Annotated in this window: 20 protein-coding genes; 15 read left to right on the plus strand and 5 right to left on the minus strand. The window is 66.7% G+C overall.

What is annotated here, in order from left to right:
• The first annotated feature begins 13 nt into the window (after positions 1–13).
• Genes AC50YA_RS17780 through AC50YA_RS17790 form a run of 3 tightly spaced genes read left to right on the plus strand, consistent with a single transcriptional unit; the run spans position 14 to position 2,288 of the window.
• Positions 14–844, plus strand: coding sequence for a glycosyltransferase family 2 protein (locus tag AC50YA_RS17780; protein ID WP_494983548.1), 831 nt, complete (start codon positions 14–16; stop codon positions 842–844).
• The gene (locus tag AC50YA_RS17785) at positions 841–1,536 is read left to right on the plus strand and encodes a TIGR04282 family arsenosugar biosynthesis glycosyltransferase (protein ID WP_494983549.1); all 696 of its coding nucleotides are present in this window, start codon (positions 841–843) and stop codon (positions 1,534–1,536) included. Before AC50YA_RS17780 ends, AC50YA_RS17785 begins: the two co-directional genes overlap by 4 nt.
• On the plus strand, positions 1,536–2,288 hold the full coding sequence (locus AC50YA_RS17790) for a class I SAM-dependent methyltransferase (RefSeq protein WP_494983550.1): 753 nt from the start codon (positions 1,536–1,538) through the stop codon (positions 2,286–2,288). Before AC50YA_RS17785 ends, AC50YA_RS17790 begins: the two co-directional genes overlap by 1 nt.
• Here AC50YA_RS17790 and AC50YA_RS17795 read toward each other — a convergent pair.
• Positions 2,249–2,761 (minus strand): hypothetical protein, encoded by a 513-nt coding sequence (locus AC50YA_RS17795; RefSeq protein ID WP_494983551.1) that lies wholly within the window; start codon positions 2,759–2,761, stop codon positions 2,249–2,251. The two genes, AC50YA_RS17790 and AC50YA_RS17795, sit on opposite strands and share 40 nt — an antisense overlap.
• Entirely contained in the window at positions 2,761–3,957 is a 1,197-nt protein-coding gene (locus tag AC50YA_RS17800; RefSeq protein WP_494983552.1) for a molybdopterin-dependent oxidoreductase, read from the minus strand. Before AC50YA_RS17800 ends, AC50YA_RS17795 begins: the two co-directional genes overlap by 1 nt.
• A gap of 112 nt (positions 3,958–4,069) precedes the next feature.
• On the opposite strand from AC50YA_RS17800, the gene AC50YA_RS17805 reads away from it, so the two are divergent.
• Together AC50YA_RS17805 and AC50YA_RS17810 are read left to right on the plus strand one after the other, a co-directional pair.
• Positions 4,070–5,536, plus strand: coding sequence for a glycosyltransferase 87 family protein (locus AC50YA_RS17805; protein WP_494983553.1), 1,467 nt, complete (start codon positions 4,070–4,072; stop codon positions 5,534–5,536).
• Between the two features lie 457 nt (positions 5,537–5,993).
• Positions 5,994–6,182 carry a hypothetical protein gene (locus AC50YA_RS17810; RefSeq protein WP_494983554.1) on the plus strand — a complete coding sequence of 63 codons (189 nt, stop codon included), beginning with the start codon at positions 5,994–5,996 and terminating at the stop codon, positions 6,180–6,182.
• Positions 6,183–6,637: 455 nt separating this feature from the next.
• Here AC50YA_RS17810 and AC50YA_RS17815 read toward each other — a convergent pair whose 3' ends face one another.
• Positions 6,638–7,312, minus strand: a complete 675-nt coding sequence (locus AC50YA_RS17815) for a hypothetical protein (RefSeq protein ID WP_494983555.1) — start codon at positions 7,310–7,312, stop codon at positions 6,638–6,640.
• Positions 7,313–7,452: 140 nt separating this feature from the next.
• Positions 7,453–7,926 carry an Lrp/AsnC family transcriptional regulator gene (locus AC50YA_RS17820; RefSeq protein WP_463860475.1) on the minus strand — a complete coding sequence of 158 codons (474 nt, stop codon included), beginning with the start codon at positions 7,924–7,926 and terminating at the stop codon, positions 7,453–7,455.
• 195 nt (positions 7,927–8,121) lie between these two features.
• Here AC50YA_RS17820 and pdhA point away from each other — a divergent pair, with 195 nt between their 5' ends.
• Genes pdhA through AC50YA_RS17835 form a run of 3 tightly spaced genes read left to right on the plus strand, consistent with a single transcriptional unit; the run spans position 8,122 to position 11,650 of the window.
• Positions 8,122–9,231, plus strand: a complete 1,110-nt coding sequence (pdhA, locus tag AC50YA_RS17825) for a pyruvate dehydrogenase (acetyl-transferring) E1 component subunit alpha (protein ID WP_494983556.1) — start codon at positions 8,122–8,124, stop codon at positions 9,229–9,231.
• A complete protein-coding gene (locus AC50YA_RS17830; protein WP_494983557.1) occupies positions 9,231–10,241 on the plus strand; it encodes an alpha-ketoacid dehydrogenase subunit beta in 1,011 nt (336 codons plus the stop codon). The genes pdhA and AC50YA_RS17830 overlap by 1 nt, the downstream gene beginning before the upstream one ends.
• Positions 10,238–11,650 (plus strand): dihydrolipoamide acetyltransferase family protein, encoded by a 1,413-nt coding sequence (locus AC50YA_RS17835; RefSeq protein WP_494983558.1) that lies wholly within the window; start codon positions 10,238–10,240, stop codon positions 11,648–11,650. The genes AC50YA_RS17830 and AC50YA_RS17835 overlap by 4 nt, the downstream gene beginning before the upstream one ends.
• A gap of 183 nt (positions 11,651–11,833) precedes the next feature.
• On the opposite strand, the gene AC50YA_RS17840 is transcribed toward AC50YA_RS17835, so the two are convergent.
• Positions 11,834–12,586 (minus strand): SACE_7040 family transcriptional regulator, encoded by a 753-nt coding sequence (locus AC50YA_RS17840; RefSeq protein ID WP_494983559.1) that lies wholly within the window; start codon positions 12,584–12,586, stop codon positions 11,834–11,836.
• 167 nt (positions 12,587–12,753) lie between these two features.
• On the opposite strand from AC50YA_RS17840, the gene AC50YA_RS17845 reads away from it, so the two are divergent.
• The 7 genes from AC50YA_RS17845 to AC50YA_RS17875 all read left to right on the plus strand — a co-directional run bounded on the left by AC50YA_RS17845 (position 12,754) and on the right by AC50YA_RS17875 (position 20,776).
• On the plus strand, positions 12,754–14,361 hold the full coding sequence (locus AC50YA_RS17845; RefSeq protein WP_494983570.1) for a carboxyl transferase domain-containing protein: 1,608 nt from the start codon (positions 12,754–12,756) through the stop codon (positions 14,359–14,361).
• A gap of 7 nt (positions 14,362–14,368) precedes the next feature.
• Positions 14,369–16,567, plus strand: coding sequence for an acetyl/propionyl/methylcrotonyl-CoA carboxylase subunit alpha (locus AC50YA_RS17850; RefSeq protein ID WP_494983560.1), 2,199 nt, complete (start codon positions 14,369–14,371; stop codon positions 16,565–16,567).
• 2 nt (positions 16,568–16,569) lie between these two features.
• Positions 16,570–17,733 (plus strand): acyl-CoA dehydrogenase family protein, encoded by a 1,164-nt coding sequence (locus AC50YA_RS17855; protein ID WP_494983561.1) that lies wholly within the window; start codon positions 16,570–16,572, stop codon positions 17,731–17,733.
• Positions 17,734–17,818: 85 nt separating this feature from the next.
• Complete coding sequence (locus tag AC50YA_RS17860; protein WP_494983562.1) at positions 17,819–18,601, plus strand: CoA transferase subunit A; 783 nt, start codon at positions 17,819–17,821, stop codon at positions 18,599–18,601.
• Positions 18,602–18,603: 2 nt separating this feature from the next.
• Entirely contained in the window at positions 18,604–19,371 is a 768-nt protein-coding gene (locus AC50YA_RS17865) for a CoA transferase subunit B (RefSeq protein ID WP_494983563.1), read from the plus strand.
• Positions 19,368–19,940, plus strand: coding sequence for a MaoC family dehydratase (locus AC50YA_RS17870; protein ID WP_494983564.1), 573 nt, complete (start codon positions 19,368–19,370; stop codon positions 19,938–19,940). The genes AC50YA_RS17865 and AC50YA_RS17870 overlap by 4 nt, the downstream gene beginning before the upstream one ends.
• Positions 19,937–20,776, plus strand: coding sequence for an HpcH/HpaI aldolase/citrate lyase family protein (locus AC50YA_RS17875; protein ID WP_494983565.1), 840 nt, complete (start codon positions 19,937–19,939; stop codon positions 20,774–20,776). The genes AC50YA_RS17870 and AC50YA_RS17875 overlap by 4 nt, the downstream gene beginning before the upstream one ends.
• The last annotated feature ends 104 nt before the right edge of the window (positions 20,777–20,880 follow it).

Genomic DNA, 20,880 nt, shown 5'->3' on the forward strand with positions numbered 1-20,880 from the left:
CTACGGTAGAAGAATGGAGAAACAGCAGAGCACCCCGAACGATGGAACCGGCGCGGCCAGCGGCCGCGGCGCATCGGACGACGCCGGGGGTGCGCCCGCCGTGGTGGTGGATGTTGTGCTGCCCTGCCTTAATGAGCGTTCGGCCCTTCCCCAAGTGCTGGGGGCCCTGCCGCCCGGATACCGCGCCATAGTGGTGGACAACGGGTCCACGGATGGTTCCGGCACGCTGGCCGCCAGTCTGGGGGCCGCCGTCGTTCATGAACCGAGGCGCGGCTTTGGCGCGGCAGCCCACGCGGGCCTGGTGGCTGCCACGGCGGAGTTTGTGGCCTTCTGCGATTGCGATGGTTCGCTGGACCCTGCTCAGCTCGCCCCGATGCTGGAGCTGGTGCGCACCGGGCGGGCCGATCTGGTCCTGGGTGCCCGGCGGCCGGCCCACGGCGCCTGGCCGATCCATGCACGGCTGGCCAACATCGTCCTGAGCCGGCGGCTGCGCCGGCTGACGGGAATCCCCGTCACTGACCTGGGCCCGCTTCGCCTGGCCCGGCGCACCGCGTTGCTGGGACTCGACCTCACCGACCGGCGCAGCGGCTATCCGCTGGAAATGTTCCTCAAAGCCCACCACGACGGCTGGCGTGTGGCCGAGATCCCGGTCGCCTATGCGCCGCGCCTGGGCAAGTCCAAGGTGACAGGCACGGCGCGTGGAACCCTGACAGCACTCAAGGACATGAGGGCGCAGCTGGACGCCGCCTCGCGGTGGGCGCCAGGGACGGGCGCCGGCGGACGGGCTATGGACAGAACACCGGCGGGCGGATCTCCAGCCGAAGCCCGGGCAGCCAGGCCATGAACCTCACCATCGCGGTCATCGCCAAAGAGTGCGTCCCAGGCAAGGCCAAAACGCGCCTCGCCCCTCCGCTCACGCCAACGCAGGCCGCAGCGCTGGCCCAAACCAGCCTCAGCCAGACGCTGGAGATGGTGCGGTCCTTTCCCGCGGCCAGACGGTTGCTGGTTTTTGACGGGACGCCGCTCCGCAGGGACGCCGGGGGTTTTGAAGTGGTTGCCCAGAGCGCCGGCCGGCTGGACGAACGGCTGGCGGCCATCTGTTCGCTGGTCACCGGCCCGCTGCTGATTCTGGGCATGGATACGCCCCAACTTTCCCCTGCACTACTCGCCGGGCTGGTGGCGGACTGGTCCGCCACGACGCCCCGCCACGACGCCTGGATCGGCCCGGCATCGGACGGCGGCTTTTGGGCCCTGGGCCTGCACCGACCCGACGGCGGCCTGGTCCGGGGCGTGGAAATGTCCACCCCGCGGACCGGGGCACAGCAGTTGGCCCGGCTGGCCGGCGCCGGCCTGGCCGTGGGGTTGCTGCCCCTGCTGACGGACGTGGATCACTTCGCCGATGCCCTGGCCGCCGCCCGAGATTGCCCCGGCACCCCGTTTGCCCGCGGGGTTGACCGTCTGGCCCTGGGGCTGCCGGCGGCGAGGGTGCCGGTCCTGGCGGCGGCCGACGCACCAATCGGAGGGCCGGCCCGGTGATGAGCACACCAACAGCTGCCACCGATACCGGGATCTGGACGGGCGGCGCACCTGCAGGCGGCCCCATCCCGGTTGCCTTCTTTGGCCAAGGAGGACACGAGCCCTACGCTGGCAGCCTGTCCGTCGGCCTGGGGCTCCTGACCCTCCGCCCGGAATCGGACCGGCCGGAATCCGCCGGGCCGGAACCCATCGGGCCGGTCCACTTCAGCATGCTCGGCTGGTCCGCCCCGGCCACCGCCTGCGAACGGGAGCTGCTGCGCACACTCCGCGGGCCGGTTCTCGATGTGGGCTGCGGCCCAGGCCGGATGCTGGCCGCTGCACGGGAACTGGGCTTGATGGCCATGGGCGTTGACACGAGCGCCCCCGCGGTTCTGCTGGCCACCAGCCTCGGGGCCGCCGCGATCCATGGCTCCGTCTTTGACCCGGTCCCGCACGAGGGAGCTTGGGGTTCGGCCCTGCTGCTCGACGGCAACATCGGCATCGGCGGGAACATACGGGTGCTGCTGGAGCGTATTGCCTCACTGCTGGCACCGGGCGGGGAGGCGCTGGCAGAGGCCGAAACCTCCGATTCACTCGACGTGGCCTACCTGGCCGTGCTGGAGGATTCGGCCGGACGGGCCAGCGCTGCCTTTCCCTGGGCCCGTGCCGGTGCGAAAGCGCTGGCCGCCCATGCGGCCCGGGCGGGGTTGGCCTCCGTCGCCACCCGGACTGTTCAGGGCCGGGTCTTTCTGACGCTGGAACGTCGGGTGTAAAGTCCGATGGCGGTCATGACGCCCGCAGCGGCCACCACCAAAACCAGCCAGAAGATGCCCAAGGCCTGCACATAGTCTCCCCGCAGGACTGTATCGTTGGCTCCGCTTCCCGGGCCGCTTGGCTGGAGCACCTGCTGGGCGCGAATCAGCGGGGCTGCCAGCAAGGTCACCACCGCCCCCACCAACAGGGCCCCGCGCACTATTCCCTGCTGGACGGGGCCCAGCCCATACGTCAGCCGCGACAATCCTCCGCCAGCCAACGTTGTCAACGGGACCAGCAGGCCGTCGTGCACCAACAACGCCACGGCAAGCCAGGCTGCCACGCCGACCAGCTGGGCAGGGGGCACATTGGTCAGGAACCCGAAAAGGGCGTAGCCGAGGCCGGCCACGCCCAGGGCGCCCAGAGCTGCCCGCACCCACCAAGTCGTTGTGCGCTCCACCGTCGCCGGGGGACCCAACAGTGGCAGCCGCATCAGATCACCTCCATTTTCTGCACCCATTTGGTCTGCAGTACCCCCGGGCGGCCGGGGGCGATGATCCGTGCGGGATAGCCGTGGTCAAGGTCCAGCTGCGCGCCGTTGAGTTCGAGCGCCAGCAATGTCTTCTCGTCCTGGCTGTACGCGGCGGGCATAAAGGAGCGCCCATAGACTCCGCCCTTCTCCATGCTGGAAATCTGCAGTCCGGCGTCCACCGGCGCGCCCACCAGGGCCATCAGGTCCCGGATCCGGACACCGCGCCATTGGGCGCCCTGGCTCCAACCCTCCACGCAGGCGATGGGCAGTCCGTAGCTGTGCTGGGGCAGAGCGGCCAGCTGGGCCAGTGTCAACGTCTTCTGCACCGATCCCGAGGACACGGTCAGCACCCAGTCGGCGTCCAGCGCAGCACCCTCGACACCGGCCTGGGCCGCGGTTCTGTTGATCGGCAGCCCGTGCGGACCTGTATCCATTTGGCGCGGCGCGAAGAGGTTCAGGCCCGCCAGCCAAGCGAAGGACTGGCCCGCCGTCGTCAGAACGACGACGGCGGTGCCGGCGGTGATCGCCGCCAGGAACCCCCTGCGGCTCCACCCGGGCCCGGTGGCAGGCATGCGAACGGGAACCGTTTCGCGGTCCGGGGCCGCTTCGGCGCCTGCATCCGATCGACGGCTCCAGTGCGCGAGGATGAGCGGCAACTTGACCGCAATGTGCAACGCCAGCGACCCAATGATCACCCAGCCCAGCCAATAGTGGACATCCTTGAAGGAGAACGGCCAGGGGTACCACTGGAAGGTGTTGAGCAATCCGATGGTGACCTCCACCAGCGAGGCGGACACAAAGAGGGCAATCGAGGCCCGCTCCAGGCCGTGCACCACAGATTTCAGCGGCGGCCAGCGCAACAATTCAGGGAACACGGACCAAAGCTTGGCCGCCAGCAGCGGGATGGAAGCCATCCCGGTGGTGACGTGGATGCCCTGCGTGGCCGCATACAGCCACACCGGACGGGTCGGGAAAAACATCCAACCGCGCGGATCCTGCAGGAGGTGGCTGAAGAGCCCCGTCACGAAGCAGACCGTGAACGCCATGCCGAGCCAGCGGCCCAGCACCACCGTCAGCCGTTTGCTCCGCAAGCCGGACGAAAACCGTCCGTTCACCGAATCCATCCGCTGCTGGAGGAGAGTGGTCAATCTGTCCATACCCAGATCAAACCACTGCGGCCCGCACCCAGTCCCGCGCCATATCTTACGAAAGGCGAACAGTCCCTTGCTTCCCTGGTCCACCGGCGTTCACGTGGTGCAGGATCAAGGGGTGAGCGAACCAATACCCCGCCGTGCACATGGTCGCCAGGCGCCCGGGCAGGCGGGGGACAGTCCGGCGACAATCGGTCCGCCGCGCGCTGGCGCCACAGTGGCGGCGCTGGCGCTGGTGGCATTGCTGGCCGGTGCCGTCTGGTGGACTGTCACCACCGACCCGACCGCGGAGTGGGTGTCCCCCCTTGGCACGCTGGCTGCCTGGGTACTCTTTCTCCCGGCCGCCCTGATGGCACGCCGGATCCCCGCCCGGCATGCGGCCGCCGTCGTGCTGCTGGGCTCCGTGCTGCTGGGTACCGCGGCGATTTTTGCCCCGCCCGCCACGAGCAATGACTCCGCCCGCTACGCCTGGGACGGCATCGTCCAGAAGGCGGGAACTTCCCCCTACCGATATGTGCCGGCCGATGAAGCATTGGAGCCGCTGCGCCCGGCCTGGCTGTTCCAGGACGCCGGACGGGACGGAACCTGCCACACCAACCCCTTTCCCACCGGCACGGAGACCACCACAAACCTTCCCGGCGGCGGCACTCTGTGCACTGCCATCAACCGGCCCGCCGTGCCCACCGTCTATCCGGCCGTGGCGGAGCTGTATTTCCTCGCCGTCCGGCTCATCCCCGGTGCCGAGGTGGGGTTCATTGCCTTCCAGCTGGCCGGGCTGCTGCTGAGCCTTGCCGTGACGGTGCTGCTGCTGGCGTTCCTGCGCCGGACCGGTCGCCCGGCACACCAGGCAGTGTGGTGGGGGTGGTCCCCGCTGGTGGCCTTTGAAGCCATCAACGGCGCCCATGTGGACACCCTCGGCGCGGCGCTGACGCTGGCCGCTGCGCTGCTGCTGGTGGGCCAGCGCACGCTGCGTTCCGGAATGGCCTTCGGGGCGGCGGTGGCCACCAAGCTTATTCCCGCCATCAGCGCCCCGGCACTGCTCTACCGCCAGCCGGTCCGCTTTGTCGCCGCGGCCGCGGCCACCTTCGCCGTGGCATACGTCCCGTATGTCCTCGCCAGCGGCTGGACAGTGCTCGGCTACCTGCCCGAATACCTTCACTCGGAGGGGTACGACGGGCAGGACAGCCCCCGCTTCACACTTTTAAAGCTGGTGCTCCCGGCCAGCTGGGCGGCGCCGGCGGCACTGCTGCTGCTGCTAGGTCTGGCCATTTATGTCTGGCGGACCACCGACGCCGCCCGCCCTTGGGACGGGCAGGTTTTTATGATCGGAGGGACGCTGCTGCTCGCCTCGCCCAGCTACCCCTGGTACGCCCTGCTGCTTCTGCCGTTCGTGGTGCTCAGCCGGCGCTACGAGTTCACCGCCATCGCCCCCGTGCTGACAATGATGTACTTCACCGGTGCCGAACCACCCGGCCAGCTGGTGGCCAGGCTGGGCTTAGGCGCCGCCGCCGTGCTTATTGTGGTTGCCGCAGCGGTGAGACAACGGCGTTCCCCGGGTTCAGGGAGGACCTTCACGCCCTTGTGAAACGCGGCTACGGCTGTGCTGTCCAGATAGTTGAGGACACCGTAAAAAGTCACCACGGCCGGAGGCCTCCCGACAGGGGAAGCTTTCCTGCTGGACATCCGCCGGCACGTCCGCCCCAAGGCCGCCAATACCGCCAAGGACGCCGACGCCGGCGCGATGCCGCTTTCGCGTGACGGTGACCCGCCGGGACGATCACCAAAAGTGCCTGTGAGAACGCGTGGGAGTGCTGAATCTGCAAGGATTTGCCGACAGTAGGCAGGCGCGTAGCGCCAACATCACTTGGGGGAGCAAGAATGTCCACAGAGGCCACCGTAGACATCGACGCCGCAACCGGCAACCAGGCAGGTCGCAGACGACGTATCGCTCACTGGACTTTCTGACTCCCCACAGCCCTTATTCTGGCGATGTTGTTACCTCTGGTGGTCCGGGACATCAGCACGGTTGTGGTGCTTGGCGGTTGGCTCATCTCCGGGACGTCATCTTTGGTCACCCCGCCTACGAAGCGGTTTACAGCGCCCTGGACGGGTCAGTCCTCTACACAGGAATCGAGATCGCCGTTATGGGCCTGTGGCTGCTCTACGGCGTGGTGACGTATCGGAAGACTTTACGGATGAACTCCGTCTGGAAGCGGCCTACGGCCGCCTAGCGTTCCTTGGCGGGCAGAACTCAGGCATTTGTCTTGAGTTTTCGTCTGGAGCATCGTCGAAAATGCCTGCCCCACAACTCGCAGGCAATGGTCTGTGCAGCCACTTTGGCGGCACAACCGGTCTGTGATGACCGTCCGAACTTCGGTGCAGCGGGTGGCGGCCTCACTGATGATTGCGTCCGAACATGCTCGCCGCGTGGGTGCTGTAAGTCGGACGCGGAGGGCTATCAACCCGTGCGTTAAAGCCGAACCTCAACACGCTCCTGACCACACGTTACGTCTATTTGAATGATCATGTCCTGCCCGGTCTGGGCTGGTCCCGCGCCCGGACCCCGGGACGGAAGCCGGCCCTGAGCCGCTGTGTGCCTGGCGGCCGCGCGGCCGCGTCGGGTTTTCCTCGGAACGCAAATGGATCAGTACGCAGAGAAGCATCTGACCGGGGCTGTTCCCCGCCGCTACGCCTGCGGCTTGAGCTTGATGTTGATCATTTTCAGCTCGTCGGTTCCTTCGAAGCGGTAGACGAGGTCGATCTTCTTGCCGCCGTCGCAGGTGATGAGGCCGGCCACGTCGGCCGCCTTGGTGCCGTTCTCGGTACTGGCCTTCACCTCGTTGTAGGCGGGCTTGCAGGTGTCATCCATCTTCAGCGTTTTGATGCCGGCGATGAAGTCTTCCTTGGTCAGCTGCTCATGGAGGGCTGGGTCGAGGTAGTCGTCGTAGGCTTTGGAACTGTCGCCGGCAATCACGAGCTTCGTGAAGCTGTCAGCCAGTCCCCGGGCATGGTTGGTGGCTCCATTGACAATGTTGACCAGGATGAGGACGCCGACGACCGCCAGCAGCAGGACTCCGCCCACAACGCCGAGGATGGTCCACAGCTTCTGGCGGCCTCGCGCCGGGGGTTCCTGTCCGGGCAGGCCGAACGGCCCCTCTGACGAGTATTGACCGGGTCCGCCGTGCTGCGCGGGTGGCCCGAACTGGGACGGCGCACCGTATTGCCCCGGTGCACCGTACTGCGGCGGGTTGCCCGGCAGCGGGGGCGCGGCATGCTGCCCGGGGTTGCCGGGCTGCCCTGCCGGTTGTGCGGGCCAGGCCGCCGGCTGGCCCGGCTGGTACGGTTCCTGAGGATTGCTCACGATGGAGCCTTTCCGGCAACGCACTGGCACTGCCTTATTGTTGGGACCCGCTGAACGGCACCCATGGATTCACCTTGGAACAGCCTATAACCCAGCCCGCCGGGGCTGGGTATCGGGGCAGTAACAACGGTTGCGGAGCCCTACGCGTCTCCGGAACCCCGCTCGAGCAGGGGCTGGATGCGGAAGGGGATGAGTTCACCCATAGCCAGTGCGGTGTCCGTCCGGTCCACTCCATCGCACGCCAGGATTTTGCCGTTGATCCGGAAGAGGTCCTCGGCGTCCAGGGCAACTACCCGGAGCAGGAGGTCAGCGGAGCCGGTGAGGCCGTAACCTTCCAGGATTTCCGGGATGCCGGCGAGGTCATGGGCCAGCTGTCCCAGTTTCTGCTGCTGGACATGGACGGAAATGAACGCCATGAGCGGATAGCCCAGCGACACCGGGTTGATCCGCCGTTCAAAGGACAGGAAGACGTGCTTTTTCTCCAGCTGGGCCATGCGCGCCTGCACGGTATTCCGGGACAGCCCCAGCTTCTGGGCCAACGCCACCACCGTCCGCCGGGGGTCGCGGGCCAGGGCCGAGAGCAGACGCGTATCTGTGCCATCCAAAGCTTGCATAATGCGCAACGTTAGCACGGTAGGGACGGTGCAAACAGGGCATTATGCGCAGTATTCGCCGCGGTGGTTGTACCCATTGAGCATTGTGAGTAGGGTCACAAATATCCGGGGCAACGGCGCCCGGGCGGCCGGCAGCGGGCGGGACCACAAGTCCCCAGGCTCCGGTCAAACGACGTGAGAAGGTTGCGTGCCATCGTGTCTACAGACAGGAACCTGATCCAGCTGATTACCCCGGCAGGGGAGCGGATCAGCCACCCGGAGTTCGATCCCTGGGTGAAGGACATCGGAGATGAGCAGCTGTGCTCCCTCTACGAGGATCTGACGGTCATCCGGCGCATCGATGTCGAGGCCACCGCCCTTCAGCGCCAGGGCGAGCTCGGCCTCTGGCCCCCTTTGCTGGGGCAGGAGGCAGCACAAGTAGGTTCCGGAAGGGCCCTGCGCGAGGACGACTTCGTCTTCTCCAGCTACCGGGAAAACGGTGTGGCGTACTGCCGCGGCGTGGACCTGACAGACATCACGCGGGTGTGGCGAGGCACTGCCTCCTCAGGGTGGGATCCGTACACCGTGAATATGGCCACCCCGCAGATCATCATCGGCGCGCAGACGCTCCACGCCACCGGTTACGCCATGGGCATCCAGAACGACGGCGCGGACTCGGTGGCGGTGACGTACTTCGGCGACGGGGCCACCAGCGAAGGCGACGTCAACGAGGCCATGGTCTTTGCCGCCAGCTTCCAGGCGCCGGTGGTCTTCTTCTGCTCGAACAACCACTGGGCCATTTCAGAGCCCGTCCGGTTGCAGTCCCACATCCAGATCGCGGACCGGGCCACTGGATTCGGCATTCCGAGCCTCAGGGTGGACGGCAACGACGTGCTGGCCGTTATGGCAGCCACCCGCGTGGCCTTGGACCGTGCCCGGCATGGGGGCGGACCCACATTCATCGAAGCGGTCACCTACCGCATGGGACCGCACACCACCGCTGACGATCCCACCCGCTACCGTGACGCCAACGAACTGGAGGACTGGGCCGCGAAGGACCCCATCCAGCGGGTCAAGGCCCTGCTGGAACGCAAGGGCATCCTCACGGACCAGGTCCAGCAGCACGTTCACGACAAAGCCGAAGCCGTTGCCCGCGACATCCGTTCGGGCTGCATCGGCATGCCGGATCCGGAGCCGATGGACATCTTCAAGCACGTGTACAGCGCGCCCAACTCGTGGCTGGACCGGCAGCAGGACCACTACGCCCGTTACCTGGCTTCCTTCGGCGATCCCGCGGGAGCCACCTCAGAAGAAGGTGCACGCTGATGACCCAGATGACCTTTGCCCGCGCCATCAATTCCGGCCTGCGCAAATCCCTCGAAAATGATCCAAAAGTCATCCTCATGGGCGAGGACATCGGCACCCTCGGTGGTGTTTTCCGGGTGACCGACGGCCTCCAGAAAGACTTCGGCACCCACCGCGTGGTGGACACACCGCTGGCCGAGTCGGCCATCATGGGCACCGCCGTCGGCCTCGCGTACCGCGGTTACCGCCCAGTGGTGGAGATCCAGTTCGACGGCTTCATCTACCCTGCTTTCGACCAGATCGTGAGCCAGGTGGCGAAGCTGCACTACCGCACACAGGGGGCCGTAAAGATGCCCATCACCATCCGCGTCCCGTTCGGCGGCGGCATCGGCTCGCCCGAGCACCACTCCGAATCGCCCGAGGCGTATTTCACGCATACCTCGGGTCTTCGCGTGGTCAGCGTCTCCAACCCGCAGGACGCCCACACCGTGATCCAGCAGGCCATCCTGTCCGATGACCCCGTGCTGTACTTCGAACCCAAGCGCCGCTACCACGACAAGGGTGAAGTGGACGAGGGCATCGATCCCCGCACCGCGCTGCCGATGGACACCGCCCGCGTTGTCACGGAGGGCACGGACGTGACGCTGGTGGCCTACGGGCCGTTGGTGAAGACGGCCCGGGACGCAGCCACCGCCGCCGCCGACGAAGGCATCTCCATCGAGGTCATCGACCTGCGCTCGCTGGCACCGGTGGACTACGCCACCGTTGAAGCTTCCGTCCGGAAAACGGGCAGGCTCGTGGTCACCCATGAAGCCGGCCAGTCCGGTGGCCTGGGCGCCGAAGTGGCAGCCAGCATCACGGAGCGCTGCTTCTACCACCTCGAAGCCGCCCCCGTCCGCATCACCGGGTTCGATATTCCCTACCCGTTCTCGAAGCTCGAAATGCACCATCTGCCCGGCCTGGACCGGATCCTCGACGGCGTGGACCGCGCCCTCGGACGCCCGAACTCCCTCAGCGGGCTGGAAGGATGAGCGCCACCATGATCAAGGAATTCAGGCTCCCGGACCTCGGCGAAGGCCTCACGGAATCCGAAATCCTCAGCTGGAAGGTGGCAGTGGGGGACACCGTGACGCTGAACCAGGTCATCGCCGAGGTGGAAACCGCAAAGGCCGTGGTGGAGCTGCCGTCACCCTTCGCGGGCGTGATCACTGCCCTCCATGAAGAGCCCGGAACCATCGTGGAGGTCGGGAAGCCGATTGTCTCCTTCGAGGTAGCGGACGACGGCGGCGCCTCACCTTCCGGGGCTACGCCCGCCGGGGCGGCCACTGCTGTGGCGGGCGCCGCGAAACGCGAGCCGAACCTGGTGGGCTACGGCGCCGTCGTCGAAAGCTCCGGCCGTCCCGCCCGCCAGGCCCGCAACTTCACAACCCCGGTGGTTGAGCCGGTTAGGACCGAAACGCCGGTGGTTGAGCCTGTCGAAACCGAGCCGGTCGAAACACGGCCCGTCGAAACCCTGCCCGCCGACACCGCGGAGCGCCCACGCTCCACCCCGCCCGTCCGGAAACTGGCCAAAGACCTCGGCGTCGAGCTGGCCGCGGTCGCGGGCACCGGAGCCGGCGGACTGATCACGCGGAAGGATGTCCAGAATTTTGTCGGCGGCGGGGAACTGTCGGCGCCGGTGCGCCACCTTTCCGCCGTATCGGATTCGATTTCCCCCGCGGGGCTTGGAGCACCGGGCGGCCGGGAAATCCGCACTCCCATCAGGGGAGTCCGCAAGTTCACGGCGGCCGCGATGGTGGCGAGTGCGTTCACGGCTCCCCATGCGACGGAATTCCTCACGGTGGATGTCACGCCCACCATGGACCTGCTGGCCAAGCTGAAGGCGAGCCGGGCCTTTTCCGGCTATAAGCTCACGCCGCTGACGCTGGTGGCCAAGGCTGTGCTGATCGCGCTGCGGCGGAATCCGTCGCTTAACTCGCGGTGGGAGGAGGCAAGCCAGGAGATCGTGCAGTTCAACTACGTGAACCTGGGCATCGCCGCCGCGACTCCCCGCGGGCTCACCGTGCCGAACATCAAGGACGCGGACACCCTGTCGCTGCTGGAACTCTCCGAAGCCCTCACCGGGTTGACCGAGACGGCGCGGGCCGGCAAGAATGCCCCGGCAGACCTGTCCGGCGGCACTATCTCCATCACGAACATCGGGGTCTTCGGCATCGATGCGGGCACGCCCATCCTGAATCCCGGCGAGGCAGCCATCCTGGCCATGGGGGCCGTGCGGAAAATGCCGTGGGAGTTCCAGGATGAAGTGGCCCTGCGCCAGGTCATGACGCTGAGCCTGTCCTTTGACCATCGACTCGTGGACGGGGAGCAGGGCTCGCGGTTCCTCGCCGATGTTGGCGCCATCCTGGCTGAACCCGGCATGGTGCTCACGATGGTCTAGGGGGCGGCAAGCCTGCCGGACCCCAGCCCGCTTGACCGGTCTGGGCCTGCCCAACTCTGGGCCTGCGCAACGTCGTGGTTCGCACGAGCTGACCTTGCCCGCATAACAGGTGCTGCCCAGCACCGGTTGTGCGGGCCAGGGCAGCTCTTGTGTCCAGAAACCCGTGACGGACCGCTCCCGTGGTCAGGAAACCTGGGGAACGTCCACCGTGAGTGCCGCAAGCGCCATGCTCTCGAGAAGTGGCCGGGCCGTTTTGGGCGTGATCTTGCGTCCGTGGTTTCGCACCGAGTGCGGCGTGGAGTTGATCAGGCCGAACGTGGCGTGGGCGCGCATCCGCAGCTCGACGGCGTCGGTGGCCGGATGCAGCATCGCCAGGACCTCCACCCAAATCTCCACGTAGTTCCGCTGCAGTGCCCGCACTTCGGACTGGTCCTTCTGGCTGAGGTTGCTGAAATCCCGGTCCTGCACACGGATCACGTCGGGCTTGCCCAGCGCAAACTCCACCTGGAACCCCACCAGCCTGCGGAGCGCTGCGAGGGGGTCCGTGGTCTCGGCGACGACGCGCCGGCCGCCCTCGAGCAGCTCGCGGCTGACGGTCAGCAGCAAATCTCCCAACACCGCCTGCTTGCCCTGGAAGTGGCGATAGACGGCCGGGCCGCTGACGCCGGCTGCGGCGCCCAGGTCTTCCAGCGATACCCGGTTGAACCCGTGCAGGGCGAAGAGCGCCGCGGCGGCGGCAAGCAGCGCCTGGCGGCGGTTCTCTTTCGCCTGGCTGCGGGGTGTTCCGGGAGCTGTTTGTGCTGCCTGACTCCCGGGCGTTCCGGCAACGGACTGCGTTGCCGACGCGGCCCGCGTTGCTGAATCGGGAGGTGTCGCTGAACCAGGCTGGGCTGCCAGTGCCGGTGTGGACGGCTTAACCGGTCGGGTGGTGGGCACGCTTTTCCTCCTAGGACCAGCAAATTCTAGCAATGTCCTGTTGTGTTGGACATCACAGTTAATAAAGACTAACCTGAATTCCAGTTATAAAGGATTAACCGAGCTTGCTTGTGCAGCTCTCGCCGGAGCCTTGGTGGCTTTCAAAAGATGATGAACGGACGCCGTCGATGGAGACCCTCGCCAGCCGGCTTGATGCCGCAAGTGACGTGTTTGCTGCAAACAACGCTGCGCAGCTCGCGCTAGCCGCAGAGCTCCGGACCAAGCTGGCCGGGGCCGCCCTGGGCGGTCCGGAGAAGTCGCGGGAGCGCCATGTGGGCCGCGGCAAGCTGCTTCCGCGCGAACGCATCGACCGGCTGCTGGATGATGGCAGCCCGTTCCTGGAGATCGCGCCGCTGGCGGCTAACGGTATGTACAACAACGAGTCGCCCGGTGCCGGGGTGATTGCCGGAATCGGCCTTGTTCACGGACGCCAGGTCCTGGTGATCTCCAACGACGCCACCGTCAAGGGCGGCACGTACTATCCGATGACGGTGAAGAAGCACCTCCGCGCCCAGGAAATCGCCCTCGAAAACCGGCTGCCGTGCATCTACCTGGTTGACTCCGGCGGGGCCTTCCTTCCGAAGCAGGACGAGGTGTTCCCGGATAAGGAGCATTTCGGCCGGATCTTCTTCAACCAGGCGAAGATGTCTGCCGCGAAGATCCCTCAGATCGCTTCGGTGATGGGTTCCTGCACGGCCGGCGGCGCGTACGTGCCCGCTATGAGCGATGAGACGGTGATCGTCCGGAACCAGGGCACCATCTTCCTGGGCGGTCCGCCGCTGGTGAAGGCGGCCATTGGTGAAATCGTCACAGCGGAGGAGCTGGGCGGCGGTGACGTGCACTCGAGGATTTCCGGGGTCACGGACCATCTGGCTGAGAACGACGAACACGCGCTGCAGATCGTCCGCGACATCGTGGCCACCTTGCCGAAGCCGGCCGCCCCCGCGTGGGATGTGGACACCGCCGTCGAGCCTGTTGCGGACCCCGCCGAGCTGTATGGGGCAGTGCCTACGGACGTCAACGCGCAGTACGACGTGCACGAGGTCATTGCCAGGCTGGTGGACGGCAGCAGGTTTCACGAGTTCAAGAAGGAGTACGGCACCACACTGGTCACGGGGTTCGCCAGGCTGCACGGGCACCCGGTGGGGATCGTGGCCAACAACGGCGTGCTCTTCAGCGAGTCCTCGCTCAAGGGCGCACACTTCATCGAGCTCTCCGACCAGCGCGGAATTCCGCTGGTCTTCCTGCAGAACATTTCCGGGTTCATGGTGGGCAGGGATTCCGAGCAGGGCGGCATTGCCAAGAACGGCGCCAAGATGGTCACCGCCGTCGCCACCGCCCGGGTGCCCAAGCTGACAGTGGTGATCGGCGGGTCCTTCGGGGCGGGCAACTACTCCATGTGCGGGCGGGCCTACTCGCCGCGCTTCCTCTGGATGTGGCCGGCGTCCCGCATCTCCGTTATGGGCGGGAACCAGGCGTCCGGCGTGCTTGCCACCGTCAAGCGTGACCAGTACGAAGCGGCCGGCGAGGAATGGTCCGCCGAGGACGAGGAAGCCTTCAAGGCCCCGATCAAACAGCAGTACGAGGACCAGGGCAGCCCGTACTACTCCACCGCCCGCCTCTGGGACGACGGCGTGATCGACCCCGCGGACACCCGCACCGTCCTGGGACTGGCGCTCGACGTCGTCTCCCGCACCCCGCTGCCGGAGACCTCCTTCGGCCTTTTCCGGATGTGAGCCAGCCATGACCCTTTCCTCGCCCGCCGTTCCTTCCGCAACCCGGCAGCAGCCGCTGTTCAACACCGTGCTTGTCGCCAACCGTGGGGAGATCGCCTGCCGCGTCATCCGCACCCTGCGTGCCTTGGGCATCCGTTCCGTAGCCGTCTACAGCGACGCCGACGCCGGGGCCCGGCACGTACGCGAGGCTGACACTGCCGTGCGGATCGGCCCTGCCGCTGCTGCAGAGAGCTACCTGAAGATCGAGGCGATCATCCAGGCCTGCCGCGAGACCGGCGCGGAGGCCGTGCACCCCGGCTACGGCTTCCTCAGCGAGAACGTCGATTTTGCCCGCGCCCTCGAAGCGGCCGGGATCACGTTCATCGGCCCCGGCGTGGAGTCCCTGAACGTCATGGGTGACAAGATCCGCTCCAAGAACCACGTGGCCGGCTTCGGAGTGCCGGTGGTGCCGGGCATCGCCGAACCGGGCATGACTGACGTGCAGCTGATCGAGGCCGCGGACGCCGTCGGATTCCCACTGCTCATCAAACCCTCCGCCGGCGGAGGCGGTAAGGGTATGCACATCGTGGAACGCCACGAGGACCTCGAAGCCACGCTGGCAACCGGCCGCCGCGTCGCCGCCAGCGCTTTCGGCGACGACACGCTGTTCCTGGAGCGGCTGGTCCGCATGCCCCGACACATCGAAGTCCAGATCCTGGCCGACAACCACGGCAACGTGATCCATCTGGGGGAGCGGGAGTGCTCGCTGCAGCGCCGCCACCAGAAGGTGATTGAGGAAGCGCCGTCGCCGTTGCTTGAGTCATTGCACGACGGCGGCGCCACCCGGGCGCGGATCGGCGAGGCCGCCTGCCAGGCGGCCCGGAGCGTCCACTACAGCGGCGCGGGCACTGTCGAGTTCCTGGTCTCCGACGAGGCCCCTGACGAGTTCTTCTTTATGGAGATGAATACCCGTCTCCAGGTGGAGCACCCGGTCACCGAAATGGTCACCGGCGTCGACCTGGTCGAGTGGCAGGTGCGGATCGCCGCCGGTGAGGAACTGACCGTCCGCCAGGCCGACGTCGAGCTTAACGGGCACGCCGTCGAAGCCCGCGTCTACGCGGAAATCCCGGAGCGGAACTTCATGCCTTCCACCGGGACCGTGCTCCTGCTGGACGAAATGCCCGATCACGGAGCCGGCATGATCCGGGTGGACTCAGCCCTGCTGGAGGGGCTGGAGATCTCGTCCAGCTACGATCCCATGATTTCCAAGGTCATCGCGTGGGGCCCGGACCGCACCGTTGCCCTGGACACCCTGGACGCGGCGCTCGCCGGCTACACAGCCCTTGGCATCGACACGAATGTTGAGTACCTGCGGCTGCTGATCAAAGACGACGACGTCCGCGCCGGGCATCTCGACACCGGCCTGATCGAGCGCAGGATGCCGGACTTCGCGTTCCGGCGGATTGGCGACGCCGAACTGGTCGCGGCAGCCTTGTACGCCATCGTGAGCGGGGAACAGGACGGCGCGGGGACGCCCCCCGGTCCGTGGCAGGCCAGCGACGGCTGGCGGATCGGCTCGCCGGCGCCCCGGCGGATCAGCCTGGGAACGCACGACGGCGGTATAGCAACAGTGAGTGTCACAGGCCAAGCGGCCGGCGGCCCGGTCCAGGTCCGCGTCGGCGAGGGCCCGTGGCGTACGGCTTCGTTGCGTTTTTCCAGGCGCCACCATGCGGAGGTGACCCTCGACGGCGAAGCCACGGAGTACTCGCTGGCCCCGGTGTCGTGGGGTCCCGGCATCCCGGGCCCGAGTAACCCGGCCTCGAGCGGCCCCACGGAACTGTTCCTCGGCAACGCAGGCTGGTCCTGCCGGCTGGAGGTGCTGACACGGGAGTCACGGCTCGTCCGGGTGCTCGCCGCCATCGAGCGCGAGGAAGGCACCGCGGACCCCGAGGTCCGCTCGCCCATGCCCGGCACGGTGGTGTCCGTAGCCGTCAGCAACGGCGACACCGTGGAAGCGGGCCAGGTCCTCCTCTCCGTGGAAGCCATGAAGATGGAACACCAGCTCGTGGCAGAGGTCGCCGGCACGGTCCACATCAGCGTCAGGACCGGTCAGCCGGTCAAAGCGGACCAGGTGCTGGCCACCATCCACCCTTCACCCACGGATTCAGACGCGGATTCACTTCAGGATTCCAACAAGGAGTCGAACAACACAGGCAAGGGAGTCTAGCCATGGCAGATTTTGAACTCAGCGAGGAATACCAGGACCTCAGCGACACCGTCCGGGATTTCGCGGACAACGTGGTGGCGCCGGTCTCCGCGAAGCACGACGAGGAGCACAGCTTCCCGTACGAGGTGGTATCCCAGATGGCCGACATGGGCCTGTTCGGACTGCCCTTCCCGGAGGAGCGCGGCGGGATGGGCGGGGACTACTTCGCCCTGGCACTCGCCCTCGAGCAGCTGGGCCGGGTGGACCAGTCCGTGGCCATCACGCTGGAGGCAGGGGTCTCCCTCGGCGCGATGCCGGTGTACCGCTTCGGCACCGAGGCCCAGAAGGAGGAGTGGCTCCCGCTGCTGGCCTCGGGCAAGGCGCTCGCCGGCTTTGGACTGACGGAGCCGGAAGCCGGCTCGGACGCCGGCGGCACCAAGACCCACGCCCACCGCGAGAATGGTGACTGGGTGATTAACGGCAACAAGGAATTCATCACCAACTCGGGCACGGACATCACCCGTCTGGTCACGGTCACCGCCGTGACGGGTCAGAAGGAACGCAAGGACGGCAGCCTCAAGAAAGAGATTTCCACCATCCTAGTGCCCACCAACACGCCAGGATTCAAGGCGGAGAAGGCCTACAACAAGGTGGGCTGGAACGCCTCGGACACGCATCCGCTCACGCTGAAGGACGTCCGGGTCCCCGAAGCGAACCTGCTCGGTGCGGAGGGCCGCGGCTACGCGAACTTCCTCTCCATCCTGGACGAAGGCCGGATCGCCATCGCCGCACTGGCCACGGGGGCGGCGCAGGGCTGTGTTGACCTGTCGGTGAAATATGCCAAGGAACGCAGCGCGTTCGGCCACCACATCGGCAAGTACCAGGCCATCTCGTTCAAGATCGCCCGCATGCAGGCCCGGGCGCACACGGCCCGCCTGGCCTACTACGACGCCGCGTCCAGGATGCTGGCCGGGAAGCCGTTCAAGACGCAGGCCGCCATCGCTAAGATGGTCGCAGGCGAGGCGGCCATGGACAACGCGCGGGATGCCACCCAGGTATTCGGCGGCTATGGCTTCATCAACGAATTCACCGTGGCACGCCACTACCGCGACTCCAAGATCCTTGAAGTGGGGGAGGGCACCACGGAGGTCCAGCTGATGCTGATCGCCCGCGAACTCGGACTGTAACAAGCCCGCTGGTCGGGATTGCCACCCGGTGGTCGGGATTGCCACGCGGTGGTCGAGCCTGTCGAGACCCTTGAAAGGACCAACGATGATCAACAAGGTTGTTGCCAGCGCCGAGGAAGCCATCGCGGACATTCCCGACGGCGCGTCCCTCGCGGTGGGAGGGTTCGGCCTCTGCGGAATCCCAGTAGCCCTGATCGATGCCCTGCACCGGCACGGCACCAAGGACCTCGAAACCGTCAGCAACAACTGCGGGGTGGACGGCTGGGGGCTGGGCGTCCTGCTCCGTGACGGCAGGATCCGGCGGACCGTTAGCTCCTACGTCGGTGAGAACAAGGAGTTCGCGCGCCAGTACCTCTCCGGTGAGCTTGAGGTGGTGCTGACCCCGCAGGGAACGCTCGCGGAGAAGCTCCGGGCCGGCGGCGCCGGGATCCCCGCTTTCTACACCAAGGCGGGGGTTGGCACGCAGGTGTCCGACGGCGGCCTGCCGCAGAAGTACGACGCCGACGGCGGCATCGCCATCGCCTCTTCCCCGAAGGAAGTGCGGACGTTCAATGATGTGGACTATGTCCTCGAGGAATCCCTGACACCCGACTTCGGACTGGTCCACGCCTGGAAGGGCGACCGCCACGGCAACCTGGTGTTCCACGCCACCGCCATGAACTTCAACCCGCTCTGCGCCATGGCGGGAAAAATCACCATCGCCGAGGTGGAGGAGCTGGTGGAGCCAGGGGAGCTCGACCCGGAGCACGTCCACACGCCCGGCATTTTTGTCCAGCGGGTGGTAGTTGTACCGGCCGGTGAGAAGCGGATCGAAAAGCGGACCGTCGCCCTTGCGCAGGCCGCGGCGACCGAACAGGCAGGAGCGTAGCCATGGAGTCCAAAAGCACGCAGGGAGCGCCTCCCCGCCCCGAAGCCGTCCGGCCCGAGTACCGGCGTGCCGCCGTCGGCCATCCGGAAGGCACCAATCCGGACGCCAAGGGGTGGACCCGCAACGAACTGGCCGCCCGGGTGGCCCAGGAGCTCAGCAACGGGCAGTACGTCAACCTGGGCATCGGCATGCCCACGCTCATTCCCAACTACATCCCGGCAGGCGTGGAAGTGGTGCTGCACTCGGAGAACGGGATCCTGGGCGTGGGACCGTACCCCAGCGAGGATGCAGTGGATCCGGACCTCATCAACGCCGGCAAGGAAACCGTCACGGTCAACAAGGGGGCAGCGTTCTTCGACTCCGCCTCGTCGTTCGGCATGATCCGCGGCGGGCACGTGGATGTGGCCGTGCTCGGCGCCATGGAAGTGGCGCAGAACGGGGACCTGGCCAACTGGATGATCCCGGGGAAGATGGTCAAAGGCATGGGCGGGGCCATGGACCTGGTCTTCGGCGCCAAGAAGGTGATCGTAATGATGGAACACGTGGACCGCAACGGCAACCCCAAGATCGTGGAGAACTGCTCGCTGCCGCTGACCGGCAAGGCGTGCGTGGACCGGATTATCACCGACCTCGCCGTGATCGACGTCGTCACCGAAGGCGGGCGGTCCCGGCTGGTGCTCCGCGAGCTGGCCCCCAACGTGTCCGTGGAGGATGTGGCGGCGGCCACCGGCGCCGAACTGTTCGAAGAGGACCAGGAGCTCACCGTATGACGGCGGACAATCCACGGGTCATCGAGCAGCGCGGCCTGTACTTTGACGAGCTCGAAGAAGGCGTTGTCTACGCGCACCGGCCCGGCCGCACAGTGACCGAGGCGGACAACGTCCTGTTCACCACGCTTACCATGAACACCCAGGCCCTGCACCTGGACGCGGCCTGGAGCGCGGGGCAGCCGTACGGCCAGCGGCTGGTCAATTCCATGTTCACGCTGTCCACCCTGGTGGGACAGTCCGTATCGCAGCTCACGCAGGGCACAATTATCGCGCAGCTGGGCCTGACGGACGTCTCCTTCCCGCACCCGCTGTATCACGGCGACACGCTCTACACCGAGACGGTGATTACGCAGAAGCGCCTCTCGGGATCGCGTCCCGGCCAGGGGATCGTGACCATGCAGCACACCGGCAGGAACCAGGACGGCACCGTGGTGGCACTGGCCACCCGGAGCTGCCTGATGTGGACCCGGGACGCCCACCGGGGGAAGCCTGCCGGACAACAGGTGCAGCCGGCAGGAGCTGAAAAGGGGAGCCGTAAGGGCGCTGAAAAGGGGACAATGTCCGTATGACATTTGTGATGGGCCCCGCCCTCCTCTTCTGCCCGGCCGACCGGCCCGAGCGTTTCCCCAAGGCCGCCCAACGCGCGGACGCTGTCATCGTGGACCTCGAGGATGCCGTGGCCCCTGCCGACAAGCAGCGGGCGCGCGGCGCGATCCTGGCCCAGTTGGGGGCGGCGGGGGAGGGGCCGGAGCTCGATCCCAGCCGCACCATCATCAGGATCAACCCCGCCGGCACCGACGAGTTCGAGAAGGACCTGCACTGCCTGGCCCACACGCCGTACCGCACGGTGATGCTGGCCAAGGCAGAAAGCGCGGCACAGCTCGAAGCCCTGGCGGACTTCCGCGTCATCGCTCTGTGTGAGACCGCCGTCGGAATCCTCAACGCGCCCGCCATCGCGGCAGCGCCCAATGTGGTGGCACTGATGTGGGGCGCCGAGGACCTCCTGGCTTCCCTCAGCGGCACGTCCAGCAGGACGGACGACGGCGGCTACCGCGCCGTGGCGCTGCACGCCAGGTCCGCGGTGCTGCTCGCCGCACGGGCCTTCGGGAAAGAAGCCGTGGACGCCGTGTACGTCAACATCCCTGACCTGGAAGGGCTGGCGCTGGAGGCTGCCGATGCCGCAGCGTCAGGATTTGGTTCCAAAGCATGTATCCACCCCACGCAGGCGGCCGTTGTCAGGGGCGCCTACGCCCCGTCCGAGGCAGACGTCGCCGCCGCCACGGAGCTGTTGCGGGCAGCGGCTGCCACCGGGTCCGGCGTGTTCCAGTACGGGGGCAAAATGATCGACGGCCCCATCCTCAAGCACGCGGAAGCCACCATCCGCCGGGCCGGCATCCACTCCTAGTACTACAGTCGCGTTTATTTTCGATGTTGTCGGCGGTTTAATCGGACATTGGTCGTGAATCCTGTTAATCATGACGGGTGAGTGATGATATTTGGGTGGCAGAG

This window comes from Pseudarthrobacter sp. RHLT3-21, assembly GCF_059383495.1.